This is a genomic window from Amycolatopsis sp. NPDC043889, assembly GCF_056435645.1.
Genome location: NZ_JBWKEC010000021.1, coordinates 80744 through 93504 on the forward strand (window position 1 = coordinate 80744; position 12761 = coordinate 93504).

A 12761-nucleotide genomic window follows, 5' to 3' on the forward strand; every position below is an offset into this window, starting at 1 on the left:
CGTGACGCGGAAGGGGTGACGGATAGTGTCCAGTCGTGACTTCTGAGCCCGGACAAGGTATTAGTTCGCAGCAACGAGGTGGCCGGGAGGTGTGTGACCGTGTCGAGCCGTGACTTCTGATCAGAAGCCGTTTCTTTTCACTGAGGTGCCGAAGCAGTGTCGTGTCGAGATTTCCGAGTACGAACCCGCCGGGCGGCCGTGCCGCCCCAGGGGTCGTCCAGTGTGGATTCCTCATGACAGCAGCGGTTCCGGGCTGGATCCGTTGATGTGTCCCCAGCTGAGTGCGACCAGTACGGCCAGCAGCAGGCCGACCACGCCCGCCAGCGCGATGGCCGAGGTCGCCGACCCGAGCCGATCGGCGGCGAACCCGCCGAGTCCCGCCCCTATTCCTTGAGCCACCCGCAACCCCGTGCGGTACACCCCACCCGCACCGCCCCTGAGTTCGTTCGGGACCCACGTGATGAACGTGGCGCTCACCGTGATCAGGTACGCCCCCGCGGCACCCGCCGCCGCCAGCAGGAGCAACGCCGGGATCAGCCCGGGTTCGAGCGCGAAGGCGATCAGGGCGACCATCGGTAGTGCCGCCAGCACGCCGAGCAGCTTTCGCCGCTGTTCCGCCGAGACGAACCGGGACAGCAGGAACGCGCCGATGACGAAGCCCAGCGGATCGGCGGCCAGCAGCCAGCCGACGGCCTGTTTCCCCACGCCCAGCTCCGCGGCGAGCGGCGCGGCCAGCCCCTCGGGGACGACGGCCAGGCCGACCAGCCACGAGAACCAGACCAGCACCCGCAGGTGACGGTTGCCGAAAACCTGCCTCACCGCGCCGAACCAGCTGCCGTTGCCGTCGGACGCCGCCGCCCGCCGGGAGACCGAGAAGCGGACCACGGCCGCGCTCAGCAGGAAGGTCGCGGCGTCAAGCGCCAGTGCCCAGCTCGCCCCGACCTGAGACACCAGCAGGCCGCCGCCCGCCAGGCCGAGCAGCATGGCGGTGTTGGTCGAGATGCCCCTGATGTCCTGGCTCTTGAGATAGAGGTCGTCGTCGGTGAACACCTCGCGGGTCAGCGCGTTCTGCGCCGCGTTGCCGGGAGCGTTCACGAGCCGCGCCAGCACCACCAGCCCGCACAGCAGGGCGAGCGGGGTGCCGGGGATCGCCATGATCGCGATCAGCACGCCTTGGATCAGGGACGAGACGACGAGGACGGTGCGCCTCGGGTACCGGTCGGCCAGCTGGGAGAGGCCGAGACCGCCGGCCAGCGCGGGCAGGAAGGTGAGGGAGTAGACCACCGCGGAAAGCAGTGCGGAGCCTGTCCGGTCGTAGACGAGGATCGCCAGCGCGACGATGGTGAGCTGGTCCCCGATGAGGGACTGCACCTCGGCGAGCCAGAGTGCGCGGAACTCGCGGTTCGCCAGGGCGGCGGTCATCCGCGGCGCCGCGTTCGTCTTCACTGCGTGACCACCTCCCCCCGATCGGGTGAACTTACGTCCCTCGCATTCTTGCCTGCCGTGTTACGCGGTCGCTGAGGGAGTCACAGTTTTCGTCCCGCCGGACAACGTTCAGTATGCCTCCGGCTACAGGGAGACCAACAGAAGACCGCTGAATCCTTCGCCTGTTGAGCTGATCGGGCTACGCCGTCTGACCGGTGGGTGACGTCGGCTGACTCGCCCGCGGGTATCTGCGCGCCGATCGCCCCGCCCTCGCTCGGCGCAGCCGGGCCGCCGTTCGCCGCCGCCGGCGTTCCGGTTGGGCCGAATGGTCCAACACTGAGTAGAGACCGGTCTGGAGGCGGAGGCCGGCTGGGTCAAAGGGGTGAAGGCGATGAACGGGTTGCTCGAAGACAAGGCCGTCGTCGTGACCGGGGCGGGGCGAGGCCTCGGCGAGGCGTTCGCGGTGCACGTCGCGAGGGCGGGCGGGGCCGTCGTGGTCAACGACATCGACGCCGAACTGGCCGAACGGACGACGGAGAACATCCGCCGGTTCGGGGGCAGGGCGGTCGCCAGCGGGCACAGCGTCGCGGATCCGAAGCAGGCACAGGAGATCGTCGACCTGTGCCTCGCCGAGTTCGGCGCGATCGACGGGCTGGTCAACAACGCGGGCCTGAACTACGAGGCGCTTCCGTGGGAGGACGACGTCGAGCAGGCCCGCGAACTGATCGAGGTGAACGTCCTCGGCGTCATGTACACCGGGCTCGCCGCGATCAAGGCGATGGTGGCGCGGGGCAAGCCGGGCTCGATCGTCAACATCTCTTCGGGGGCGTCGCTCGGGCAGCGCAAGCTCGGCGTGTACGCCGCCAGCAAGGGCGCCGTCGCTTCGCTGACCTACTCGTGGGCGCTCGACCTGGAGGAGAGCGGGATCCGGGTGAACGCGGTCTGCCCGCTCGCGCATACCCGAATGGTGTGGAAATCCGAACGGTCGCTGCGGGCCTGCCCGCCGGACCGGACGCCGTCGCGGATCGCGCCCGTCGTGCTCTTCCTGCTCGGCTCCGGATCCGACGGGATCACCGGGCAGATGATCCGCTGCAACGGGCCGCAGCTGCACGTCATGGGGCAGCCGTATCTGAAGCAGCCCATCCTCGAGCGGCCGGTGTGGGACACCGAGACCGTGCAGCGCGCCTTCGACGAGGTCTTCAGCGCGCACCTGGAGAACTACGGCCTCGAAAAGCGTGTCCCGCCCCGGCTGCGCAAGTGGACGGAGTCGACCCGGACGGCCTGATCACGCGAGTCGGCCGCTGCCCTGAGACTTAGCCGACGACGAACGGCAGCTTCGCGGCCAGGTCGCCTAGTTCGGCCTTCTCGGCGTCCGTCGGCTGACGGCGGCCGGTGCCGACCAGCAGCGCGTCCGTGTCGGAGAACGACGCCGGGAGCGTTTCGCCGGTGCGCTGCTCCAGGATCTGCCGTGTCCTGGCGAGGCTGTCGGCGGCGGGGCCGTCGAGGCGCGGAAGATGCGCGACCAGGTCGAGGTGGTGCAGCGTCCACTCCAGGACGTACGCGGAGAGGAAGTCCCCCGCGGTCAGGACGATGTCGCGGGTGGCTACCCGCGTCGCCGGGTCGGCCAGGCCGGCGGCGCGGCCCGCGGCGGAGCCGACGTCGTCGAGGTGGAACTTGAGCAGCCGCGGCTCTTGGTAGGCGGCGGCGAGCCGCACGATCAGTGCGTCGAGGTCGTCCTCGCCGGTGGGCGGCTTCTCGGCGACCTCCCAGTAGGTGACCGCGTCGCGCGTGGGTTCCGTCTCGGCGGGAGTGGCGAGGGTGATCAGGACGTCCTGGGCGTCGATCACCAGGTGACACACCAGGTCCTGCACCAGCCAGCCGGCGCAGCCGGACGGTTTGGCGAAGTCTTCGTCGGGGGTTTCGGCGACGGCGCTGAGGAGCGCCGCCCAGGAGCGGGAGAAGAGATCCACGGCGGCAAGTTAGCAGCGGTCGCTCGCCGGTCGCGACTCCTTCGCCCCGTGCTCGAAGCCGTAAGACGCGTGCTCGAACTCGTAACTCGCGTGCTTGAAGACGTAACTCGCGAGGTACGGCTCCAGACACGCGAGTTACGGCTTCAAGCACGCGTCTTACGGCTTACGTGCGTCAGGAACCGGCGGCGGGGGCGGGTTCCGGAGCGGCCGCGTACAGGTCCGCGATCGTCGGCGCGTACCGGTCGTTGATGATCCGCCGCTTCAGCTTCAAGGTCGGGGTCACCTCGCCGCTTTCCGGCGTCCACGCCTTGGGGATCACGTGGTACCGCTTGATCTGCTCGATCCTGGCCAGCCGCGCGTTCGCCGCCTCGACGGCCTTCTCGATCTCCGCGCGGACCTCCGCGTTGTCGGCGAGCGATTCGCCTTCCGCCGGCTGGATGCCGTTCGCGGTCGCCCAGCCCGGCGCGATCTCGTCGTCGATGACGATCAGCGCCGTGACGTACGGCCGTTTCTCGCCGATCGCGACGGCCTGCCCGATCAGCGGGTGTTCCTTCAGGAGACCTTCGATCTTCGTCGGGGCGATGTTCTTGCCGCTCGAAGTGATGATCAGTTCCTTCTTGCGGTCGGTGATCGTGACGAAGCCGCGTTCGTCGATCGTCCCGATGTCGCCGGTGGCGAGCCAGCCGTCGGCGTCGACGTCCGGGTTGATCGTGCCGTCCGCCTGCAGGTAGCCGAGGAACACGATCGCGCCGCGGACGAGGAGTTCGCCGTCCTCGGCGACCTTCACCTCGATGCCTTCCAGCGGACGGCCGACCGAACCGGCCTTGAACGCCGACGGCGTGTTCGAGGTGACCGCGCCGGTGGTCTCGGACAGCCCCCAGACCTCCTGGATCTCGACGCCGAGCCCGGCGATGAAGTACAGGATCTCCACCGGCAGCGCGGCGGCACCGCTGGAGGCGACCTCGATCTGGTCGAGGCCCAGCATCGCCCGCACCGGCGCGAGCGCGGCCGCGTCGGTCCGCGCGATCTTTTCGGCGAGTTCCGGCGGCACCTCCTTGCCGTCACTGCGCAGTTTGTAGCCCTGCTGCAGCAGTTCGTTCGCGGCGATCAGGCCGTTCCGCTTGTCCTCCGGCAGCGAGCCGAGCAGGTTCTTGAGGCCGGCCACCATCTTTTCCCACACCCGCGGGACGCCGAAGAAGCTCTTCGGGTGCACCTGGCCCAGCGCGCCGACGACGCCCGTCGGGTCGGCGACGGTGTGCACGTGCCCGGCCCACACGATCGGCATGTAGATCGACAGTTCTCGTTCGGCGATATGGGCGAGCGGCAGGTACGCGATGTTCGTGGCGTGCATCGGCGAGTCGTGCAGTTTCTGCACGGCGACGGCCTGGTAGATCGCATTGCGGTGCGACAGCACGACACCCTTGGGGTCGCCGGTGGTGCCGGAGGTGTAGATCATCGACAGCGGATCGTCCGGGGTGATCGCGGACCACGCGGTCTCGAACGCCTGCGGGTCCGCCGCGTGCGCTTCGGCGCCGGCCGCGCGCAGCTCGGCGAACGACAGGAACCGTTCGTCGTCCTTGGGGACCACGGACGCGTCGAGCAGGACGACGTGCCGCAGCGCGGGCAGGTCGTCAAGGACCTGCGACCAGCGGCCGAGTTCGTCGGCACCGGCGAGGACGACGACGCCGGCGGCGCTGTGCCGGGCGACGAACCCGATCTGCTCCGGGCTGAGCGTCGCGTACGCGGTGCAGGGGATCGCGCCGAGATGGGCTGCGGCGAGATCGGCGATCAGGTGGTCCGGACTGCTCGGCGCCATGATCAGCATCCGGTCGCGGACGCCGAGCCCGAGGCCGGCGAGTCCTCGGGAAACCTCCGCGATGGCGGTGCGGAATTCGGCCCAGTTCAGGGTCGGCTTGCCCTCGATGTCGAGTGACGTGACCGCCGGCAGGTCACCGAACTCCTGGGCGTTGCGGTGAAGCAGGGCGGGGATGGTCTGGCCTTCGATCTGCTCGGCGACGGTCGGCTGGGTGGTCAACGCTGGCCTCCTCGATGCTGCCTGATCAGGCACACTGTAAGGGCTGTCGGCAGTGCTGGATAGAGAATCGCGGCCACGGTCGTGCTCCGCGAAATGTCCACCTTTTCCGTTTTCACCGCGTCAGTCCCGCACCAGGAGGAGCCTCGACGATGACCGGTTCGGCACGCGAGTTGATCGACGCGGTCCAGGCGGAGCTGGCGCCCCGCGACGACGAGAACAGGCTCATCCCGTTGGTCGAGGCGGGTGAGGCGCCGCGCGAGGTCTTCGCCGCGATCGCCGCGGAGGAGTACCGGATCGTCCGTAGTGACTGGCGCAGTTTCCTCCATCTCGCGTCGCGTTCCCAGGAGCAGCGGGCACGGGAGTTCTTCACGGCGTTGGCCTCCGGCGAGGGGCTGGCGCTCGGCAAGCTGGCGGCGCTCGCCGAGGAGTCGCCCGGCTTCGAGCCGCGCGCGGGATGCCAGGCGTACCCGGCGTTCGTCGCCTGGCTCGCGCTCAACGGCGAACCGGCGGACGTCATCGTGGCGATCGTCGCCAACTTCGCCGCCTTCGGCCGGTACTGTGCCGCGATCGCCGCCGCGATGCGCGAGCGGTACGGCTTCGACGACGAGGCCTGCGCCTTCTTCGACTTCTTCGGCACGCCGTCGCCGGAGCTCGAGGACCTGGCTGTCCAAGCGGTGCAGACCGCGCTCGACGCCGGTGATCTGTCCGAAAAGGACGCTCGGACCCACGCGCGGCTGTTCCAGGCGTACGAGCTGGACTTCTGGAACACTCTCGCCGACGATGGTCGCCGTGACTGACCTCGTAGCCGAGGCCGCGGCGCTGGACGCGGCCGATCCCTTGGCGCACAAGCGAAACGACTTCGACCTCGACGCGGACGTCGCCTATTTCGACGGCAACTCGCTGGGGGCCCCGCCGAAGCACGTGGCCGGACGCGTCGCCGCGGTCGTCCGCGAGCAGTGGGGCGGGCGGCTCATCCGATCCTGGTCGGAGGGCTGGTGGGAGGCTCCGGTGCGGGTCGGTGAACGGATCGCGCCGCTGGTGGGCGCCGCGCCGGGGCAGCTCGTCGTGGCGGATTCGACCAGCGTGAACCTGTTCAAGGCGCTGGTCGCCGCCACCCGTCTCCAGACCGGCCGCGACGAGATCCTCGTCGACGCGGACACCTTCCCGACCGACGGCTACATCGCCGACGAGGTCGCCCGGCTGACCGGGCGCACGGTGCGCCGGGTCGTCGCCGAGGACATGCCCGCCCAGGCCGGCGAACGGACGGCCGTCGCGCTGATCAACCACGTCGACTACGTCACCGGGCGCGCCCACGACATGGCCGGGCTGACCGCGGCGCTCCACCGCGCCGGGGCACTGGCGCTCTGGGACCTCTGTCACAGCGTCGGCGCGCTGCCGGTCGAGCTCGACGCGGCGGGCGTGGATCTCGCCGTCGGCTGCACCTACAAATTCCTCAACGGTGGCCCCGGCTCGCCCGCTTTCCTTTATGTGGCAACGAAATGGCTGGACCGGTTCGAGCAGCCGCTGGCGGGCTGGGCCGGCGACCGCGACCCGTTCGCGATGCGGGGCGCGTACGAGGCGGACGCGGGTATCGCGCGAGGCCGCGCGGGCACGCCGGACATCCTTTCGCTGCTGGCACTGGACGCGGCCCTCGACGTCTGGGACGGCGTGGACCGCGGGCTGCTCCGGGAGAAGGGCCTCGCGCTCGGCGAGTTCTTCTTCCGGTGCGCCGACGAACTCCTCGACGGCGCGACGATCCCGACCCCGCGCGGTGAAGACCGCGGCCACCAGATCTCGGTCGTCGACGACGACGCGGCCAAGACGATGGCGGCCTTGATCGACCGCGGCGTGATCGGCGACTTCCGGCCGCCCAACGTGCTGAGGTTCGGGCTGGCGCCGCTCTACACGACCTATGGCGAGGTGCTTCGCGCCGTGACGACGCTGCGGGATCTCCGGAGCTGAGCAGGTATTTCGAGCATTTTCGAAGGCTCCGGTCTGTCTTCCGGATGACACTGGCGGTGGCGAAAAGGGTGAACGTCATTCGGGAATCCGTGGCAAATAGGTGATCACCTCGCCCCGGCGGGGGAGAACGCGCGATCTTTCGCGAATCCGCTGTTAATCTCGATATTCGCTCGCCGCGTGTGTGACGTAGATCCTTCCCTTGTGGCGTAAGGAAAACCCGCGTCGCCCGTCTTACCGGCGAGGCGCGGGCCGCGGCGCCGGGAGAAGGAGGGGACCATGTCGTTCACCTATGTCGCCGTCGCCGTGTCCGGTGCCGCCTCCGGTTTTCTGCTCAACGAATTCGGTACCCGGTATCCGGTCGAGACCGCTCTCGTCGTGATCCTCGTCTGCGGGGTGGCGACCTTGTGCTGGGCGGGTGCCCGGATCCTTCGCGACGCCTCCGGGAGGGTCGACGCGCTCCTCGACGACGAGCTCGGCGGTTCCCGCGAAGATCATTTCGCCGAATCGACGGCAATGGGCGGCGGGAATTCTCGATTTCGTGGCGCGAAGGGCGTTACGACAGCGTTGCTCCGCGGTGATGTCGTTCGCAAACCGAACGGTATGTGAAGCTCTGGTCCGAAAGCGTGAGCGAGGTCACGGCGTGTAGTTTTCGTGGACTTTCCGGCTTGGACACGAACGCGCCGAGGTGTGACTTGATCGAGTCCGAAGAGTGCCGATCAAGCCGCTGCCTGCGGTAAACCGCCAGGTGATCTACTGGTGAGTCACTTAGCCGGGTGCCCCGTCCCACGTGGTGGACTTTCCTGGTCCGGCTACCTCTTGTCAGCAGGTCACGGCCATACGCGACTACCCTTCGCGTCCGGACTTGACTCACCCGTTTGGGTCTCCTAGCGTCGTCGCGGGCGGAGCGGACCACGCTGTGTTGATCCGGCTATCGGATCCCGCGGGTAGGAATCCCCGGCGACCCGACACCAAAAACTGCCGGAAGGAAAACGGACCACGGTGAAGCAGAATTCCCTTCGACGAGGCCGCGGCTCTTCGATTCGTTCGCGCGTTCTGACGATCGCGCTCATTCCGAGCATCGCGCTGATGCTGGTCGGTCTGGCGATCGGCGGGTACCTGATCTCCGACGCGGTCGACGGCCGTGACTACGCGCAGCGAATCCGTGACTCGGAAGCCCCCTCTCTTCCCTTCTTCGTCCAGGTTCAGGAAGAGCGGCGCCTGACGCTGCGCGAGCTCGCCGGCGACCGGTCGCAGCACGCCACGCTCACCGAGCAGCGCGCCAAGACCGACGCCGCCGCCCAGGGCGTCGCCGCGCATCTGCAGAAGTTCGTCGGTGACTCGCCCGACAGCGTGCAGCGCAACATCGCCACGCTGAACGGGCTCCTGCAGAAGGCGCCGCAGATCCGGCAGTCGGCCGACTCCGGCCAGCTCCCGCTGCTGGACGCCTTCACCTTCTACAACCAGATCCTCGACCAGTTCGTCGAGGGCCTCACCGGGCTGGCCCAGGACGCGCCGAACGCCGAGAACGCCTATCAGCGGATCACCGCGGTCCCGTTGTTCACCGCCATCGACCAGATGCAGCGCGCGAACGCCCTCGCCGCCGCGGCCGTCGCCGGCGGCGGCTTCACCGACGAGACTTACCGCGCCTACGTGACCGAGGTCGGTTCCTACCGCTCGCAGCTGGAGTCGTCGGTCTCGCGGATGCTCCCGGACGTCAAGGCGAAGTTCGACCAGCTCGTCGCGAGCGATCCGTGGAAGGCCGTCACCACGGTCGAGAACACCTTCCTGCAGAACAGCAAGGCCACGCTCCCCATCCCCGAGCAGACGTGGCTGCAGGCCGCACGCGGCGTCAGCGACGCGATGATGCGCGGCTTCGTCGAGCAGAGTGGTACGGCCACGACGCAGGCGGTCGACGACGCCGACCGGACGCTGATCACGTCGGCCATCGCCGCGGCCCTCGCGCTGCTGGTGGCGATCGGCGTGTTCGTCATCGCCCTGCGGCTGTCCAACCGGCTCATCGGACGGCTGGCGCGGCTGCGTGAGGACACCCTCGACGTCGCCGAGATCCGGCTGCCGGAACTGGTGGACCGCGTGCGGGCGGGCGAACCCGTCGACCTCGACGACAAGGGCCACTTCCTCGACCACGGCGACGACGAGATCGGCCAGGTCGCCGAGGCCTTCAACAAGGCGCAGCAGACCGCCATCGCGGCCGCGGTCGAAGAGGCCAAGACCCGTGAGGGCACCAAGACGGTGTTCCTCAACATCGCGCACCGGAGCCAGGTCATCGTGCACCGCCAGCTCAAGGTGCTCGACCAGGCCGAGCGCAAGCAGGAGGACCCGGAGCAGCTGGAAACGCTCTTCCAGCTGGACCACCTCTCGACCCGCGCCCGCCGCAACGCGGAGAACCTGATCATCCTCGGTGGCGGACAGCCCGGCCGTCAGTGGCGCAAGCCGGTGACGCTGGCCGAGCTGACCCGCGGCGCCTCGGCCGAGACCGAGGACTTCGCCAGGGTGAAGACGGCGAAGATGCCCGCGATGGCGGTGCAGGGCCCGGTCGTCGGCGACCTCGTGCACCTGCTCGCCGAGCTGATCGACAACGCGACGTCCTTCTCGCCGCCGCAATCGCGCGTCGAGCTGCGGGGCAACGTGGTCGGCAAGGGTGTCGTGATCGAGGTCGAGGACCAGGGCCTCGGCATCGAGCCAGAACAGGCCGCCGAGCTGAACGCGATGTTGGCCGATCCGCCGGACTTCGGCATCATGGCCCTGTCAGCCGAGCCACGGCTGGGCCTGTTCGTGGTCGCGCGCCTCGCCGCGCGGCACGGGATCTCCGTGCACCTGCGCGAATCCGCGTACGGCGGCACCAGGGCCATCGTGCTCGTCCGCACCGACCTGCTCGCGCCGGTCCCGTCTGATCAGCCGGAGGACGAGGTGGACCCCGAGAGCACCGAGGTGCCGGAAGCCGCGCCGCTGCTTCCGGGCCGTCGTGCCCGCCACCGCACCGAGATCCCCGCGGAGCGGCCCGAGCTGCCCGTGCCGATGCCGGTCGCGCCGCAGCCGCAACCCCAGCAGCAGGCCCCGGAACAACCCGGATCCGCGTTGCCGCCGTTGCCCCCACGTCCGCCACGGGTTCCCCGGCCGGAGACTCCGCGGCCCGAGCCGATCCGCCCCGAGCCCGTGCGTGCCGAGGGTCGCCCGCAGCCGGCGTGGCCGCCCGCCGACACCCGGCCGCAGGACGGCCGTCCGCCGCAGACCCGGCGGCCCGGCCCCGAGGCGCCCGGCAGGCCACCGCTGCCGCAGCGCCGCCGTCAGGCGAACCTGGTCCCCCAGCTGATGGAGGACCGGCCCGCCGCCCAGCGCGAGGACGTCCGCGAGGACACCCCCGAGCTGGCGAGGAACCGCCTCGCCGCGTTCCAACAGGGCACGCGCCGCGCGCGGGACACCGAACCGACCGACGATTACACCGACCTCGACATGTACGGAGATCGTGACTAGATGGCCAACGCGGGAGTCAGTGAACTCGACTGGTTGCTGGATGACCTGGTCAAGCGCGTCAGCGGTGCCGACAGGGCGGTAGTCCTGTCCTCCGACGGCCTGCTCATCGGTCGGTCCGGGAACCTGTCGGAGCAGGACGGTGAGCACCTGTCCGCGGTCGCGTCGGCGTTCCAGAGCCTCGCGCGGGGCACGGGACGGCATTTCGGTGGCGGCAACGTCCGCCAGACCATGGTCGAGATGGACCACGCCTTCCTGTTCGTCACCGCGGCGGGCCGCGGTGCGTGCCTCGCGCTGCTGGCGAAGGAGGACGCGGACATGGGCCTCGTGGCCTACGAGATGAACCTGATGGTCAAACGGGTCGGCGCGGTGCTCACCTCAGCGCCCCGCGCCGCGACTCCCACGTCGCCATGAGCGGGCGGCACGAGTCGTGGTTCGAGGAGGAGGCCGGGCCGCTGGTCCGGTCGTACGCCGTCACGGGCGGGCGCACCCGCTCGGACACGATCGGCCTCGACCTGATCACCCTGGTGGTCGCGATGCGCTCCTCGCAGGAGGTGGCGGGCTTCGAGCCGGAGTACGGGCGGATCCTCAACCTGTGCCAGAGACCGACTTCCGTCGCGGAGGTCGCCGCGCGTATAGACCTGCCGCTGCCGGTGGTGAAGGTGCTGCTGAGCGACCTCATCGAACAGAACCTCGTGCTGTTCCGCACCGCGACCCCGGTCACCGACACCCCCAACAAACACGTACTCCAGGCGGTTCTTGATGGCATCCGGAAACTCTGAGCCCCGGCGATCCTTGACCGCGAACGCGGTCAAGGTCCTCATCGCCGGCGGGTTCGGGGTCGGTAAGACCACGATGGTCGGTTCGGTCAGCGAGGTTCCCCCGCTGCGCACCGAGGAGGTCATCACCGCGGCGTCCGAGGGCGTCGACGACCTCACCGGTGTCGAGAAGAAAACGACCACCACGGTGGCGCTCGACTTCGGCCGGATCACCATCAACCCCGAGCTGATCCTTTACCTGTTCGGCACGCCCGGACAGGACCGGTTCTGGTTCATGTGGGACGAGCTGGCCGAAGGCGCGCTGGGCGCGGTCGTGCTGGCCGACACTAGGCGGCTCGACAGCTGCTTCGCGGCCGTGGACTTCTTCGAGCGCCGCGGACTGCCGTTCGTCGTCGCCGTCAACTGCTTCGACAACGCCTACCGTTACGGCACCGAGGAGGTCCGGCAGGCGCTCGACGTCGGCATGGACGTCCCGCTGCTGCTGTGCGACGCGCGGGAACGCGATTCGACGAAGCAGGTGTTGACCGTGCTGATGGAGCACGTGCTGACGCTGTCGGACCTGGCCGCGGGGCTGCCACAGGGCCGCTGACGCCCCTCGCCGTTGTGCAATGAAAGGTCCTTTCCTCGCAAATTTTGCGAGGAAAGGACCTTTCCTTGCATCGGTGGGCGATCAGGACTTGCGGCGGCGGAGCAGGGTGTCGAGCGCGTAGGTGCCCGGTCCCACCACCGCGAACAGCAGGAAGATCCAGGAGTACAGCGCGGCCGTCTCGCCCTTGTTCTGCAACGGCAGCAGCGCGTCGGGCTGGTGTACGACGAAGTACGCGTACGCCATCGTGCCCGAGAGCAGCACCGCGACCGGGCGGGTGAACAGGCCCGCCAGGATCAGCAGCGAGCCGACCGTTTCGATCACCCCGGCGTACCAGCCCGGCCAGGTGGCGAACGGTACGGCGGGCTTGTCGAACAGGCCCATCTTCTGCAGACCGTGGCAGAGGAAGAGGAACGAGACCACAACGCGGACGACGGAGAGGGCCAGTCCCTGCCACTTGGGAGAGGTCGGGCCGACTTCCGTGGTCGTGGCGGCGGCTGTCTGGGTCATGACGC

The 12761-nt window shown here is 69.1% G+C and carries 12 protein-coding genes; 8 read left to right on the plus strand and 4 right to left on the minus strand.

Translation table 11 applies throughout. From position 1 onward, the window contains the following. Positions 1-231: 231 nt before the first annotated feature. Positions 232-1446 carry an MFS transporter gene (locus AC0685_RS30475; RefSeq protein ID WP_478228641.1) on the minus strand — a complete coding sequence of 405 codons (1215 nt, stop codon included), beginning with the start codon at positions 1444-1446 and terminating at the stop codon, positions 232-234. A gap of 370 nt (positions 1447-1816) precedes the next feature. Here AC0685_RS30475 and AC0685_RS30480 point away from each other — a divergent pair, with 370 nt between their 5' ends. Continuing rightward, entirely contained in the window at positions 1817-2710 is an 894-nt protein-coding gene (locus AC0685_RS30480; protein ID WP_478228642.1) for an SDR family NAD(P)-dependent oxidoreductase, read from the plus strand. 28 nt (positions 2711-2738) lie between these two features. On the opposite strand, the gene AC0685_RS30485 is transcribed toward AC0685_RS30480, so the two are convergent. Continuing rightward, positions 2739-3395, minus strand: a complete 657-nt coding sequence (locus tag AC0685_RS30485) for a maleylpyruvate isomerase N-terminal domain-containing protein (protein WP_478228643.1) — start codon at positions 3393-3395, stop codon at positions 2739-2741. A 172-nt stretch (positions 3396-3567) separates the two neighbouring features. Continuing rightward, a complete protein-coding gene (locus AC0685_RS30490; protein ID WP_478228644.1) occupies positions 3568-5430 on the minus strand; it encodes an AMP-dependent synthetase/ligase in 1863 nt (620 codons plus the stop codon). A gap of 149 nt (positions 5431-5579) precedes the next feature. Here AC0685_RS30490 and AC0685_RS30495 point away from each other — a divergent pair, with 149 nt between their 5' ends. From AC0685_RS30495 to AC0685_RS30525, 7 genes are all read left to right on the plus strand, one after another. Next, the gene (locus tag AC0685_RS30495; RefSeq protein WP_478228645.1) at positions 5580-6227 is read left to right on the plus strand and encodes a transcriptional regulator; all 648 of its coding nucleotides are present in this window, start codon (positions 5580-5582) and stop codon (positions 6225-6227) included. Continuing rightward, entirely contained in the window at positions 6211-7392 is a 1182-nt protein-coding gene (locus AC0685_RS30500) for a kynureninase (RefSeq protein WP_478228646.1), read from the plus strand. The genes AC0685_RS30495 and AC0685_RS30500 overlap by 17 nt, the downstream gene beginning before the upstream one ends. A 276-nt stretch (positions 7393-7668) precedes the next feature. Then, positions 7669-7998 carry a hypothetical protein gene (locus AC0685_RS30505; protein WP_478228647.1) on the plus strand — a complete coding sequence of 110 codons (330 nt, stop codon included), beginning with the start codon at positions 7669-7671 and terminating at the stop codon, positions 7996-7998. A 393-nt stretch (positions 7999-8391) separates the two neighbouring features. Next, a complete protein-coding gene (locus AC0685_RS30510) occupies positions 8392-10884 on the plus strand; it encodes a sensor histidine kinase (protein ID WP_478228648.1) in 2493 nt (830 codons plus the stop codon). Next, positions 10885-11295 (plus strand): roadblock/LC7 domain-containing protein, encoded by a 411-nt coding sequence (locus AC0685_RS30515; RefSeq protein ID WP_037341577.1) that lies wholly within the window; start codon positions 10885-10887, stop codon positions 11293-11295. After that, positions 11292-11663, plus strand: coding sequence for a DUF742 domain-containing protein (locus tag AC0685_RS30520; protein WP_034315285.1), 372 nt, complete (start codon positions 11292-11294; stop codon positions 11661-11663). The genes AC0685_RS30515 and AC0685_RS30520 overlap by 4 nt, the downstream gene beginning before the upstream one ends. After that, positions 11644-12249, plus strand: a complete 606-nt coding sequence (locus AC0685_RS30525) for a GTP-binding protein (protein ID WP_478228649.1) — start codon at positions 11644-11646, stop codon at positions 12247-12249. Before AC0685_RS30520 ends, AC0685_RS30525 begins: the two co-directional genes overlap by 20 nt. A gap of 81 nt (positions 12250-12330) precedes the next feature. On the opposite strand, the gene AC0685_RS30530 is transcribed toward AC0685_RS30525, so the two are convergent. Beyond that, entirely contained in the window at positions 12331-12756 is a 426-nt protein-coding gene (locus tag AC0685_RS30530) for a DoxX family protein (protein ID WP_478228650.1), read from the minus strand. Positions 12757-12761 lie beyond the last annotated feature (5 nt).

Excerpts from the sequence above, each read along its gene's own strand:
- AC0685_RS30480 (WP_478228642.1), top strand. The coding sequence starts at position 1,817 with ATGAACGGGTTGCTCGAAGACAAGGCCGTCGTCGTGACCGGGGCGGGG.
- AC0685_RS30505 (WP_478228647.1), top strand. The coding sequence starts at position 7,669 with ATGTCGTTCACCTATGTCGCCGTCGCCGTGTCCGGTGCCGCCTCCGGT.
- AC0685_RS30495 (WP_478228645.1), top strand. The coding sequence starts at position 5,580 with ATGACCGGTTCGGCACGCGAGTTGATCGACGCGGTCCAGGCGGAGCTG.
- AC0685_RS30500 (WP_478228646.1), top strand. The coding sequence starts at position 6,211 with ATGGTCGCCGTGACTGACCTCGTAGCCGAGGCCGCGGCGCTGGACGCG.
- AC0685_RS30520 (WP_034315285.1), top strand. The coding sequence starts at position 11,292 with ATGAGCGGGCGGCACGAGTCGTGGTTCGAGGAGGAGGCCGGGCCGCTG.
- AC0685_RS30530 (WP_478228650.1), bottom strand. The coding sequence starts at position 12,756 with ATGACCCAGACAGCCGCCGCCACGACCACGGAAGTCGGCCCGACCTCT.
- AC0685_RS30515 (WP_037341577.1), top strand. The coding sequence starts at position 10,885 with ATGGCCAACGCGGGAGTCAGTGAACTCGACTGGTTGCTGGATGACCTG.
- AC0685_RS30525 (WP_478228649.1), top strand. The coding sequence starts at position 11,644 with ATGGCATCCGGAAACTCTGAGCCCCGGCGATCCTTGACCGCGAACGCG.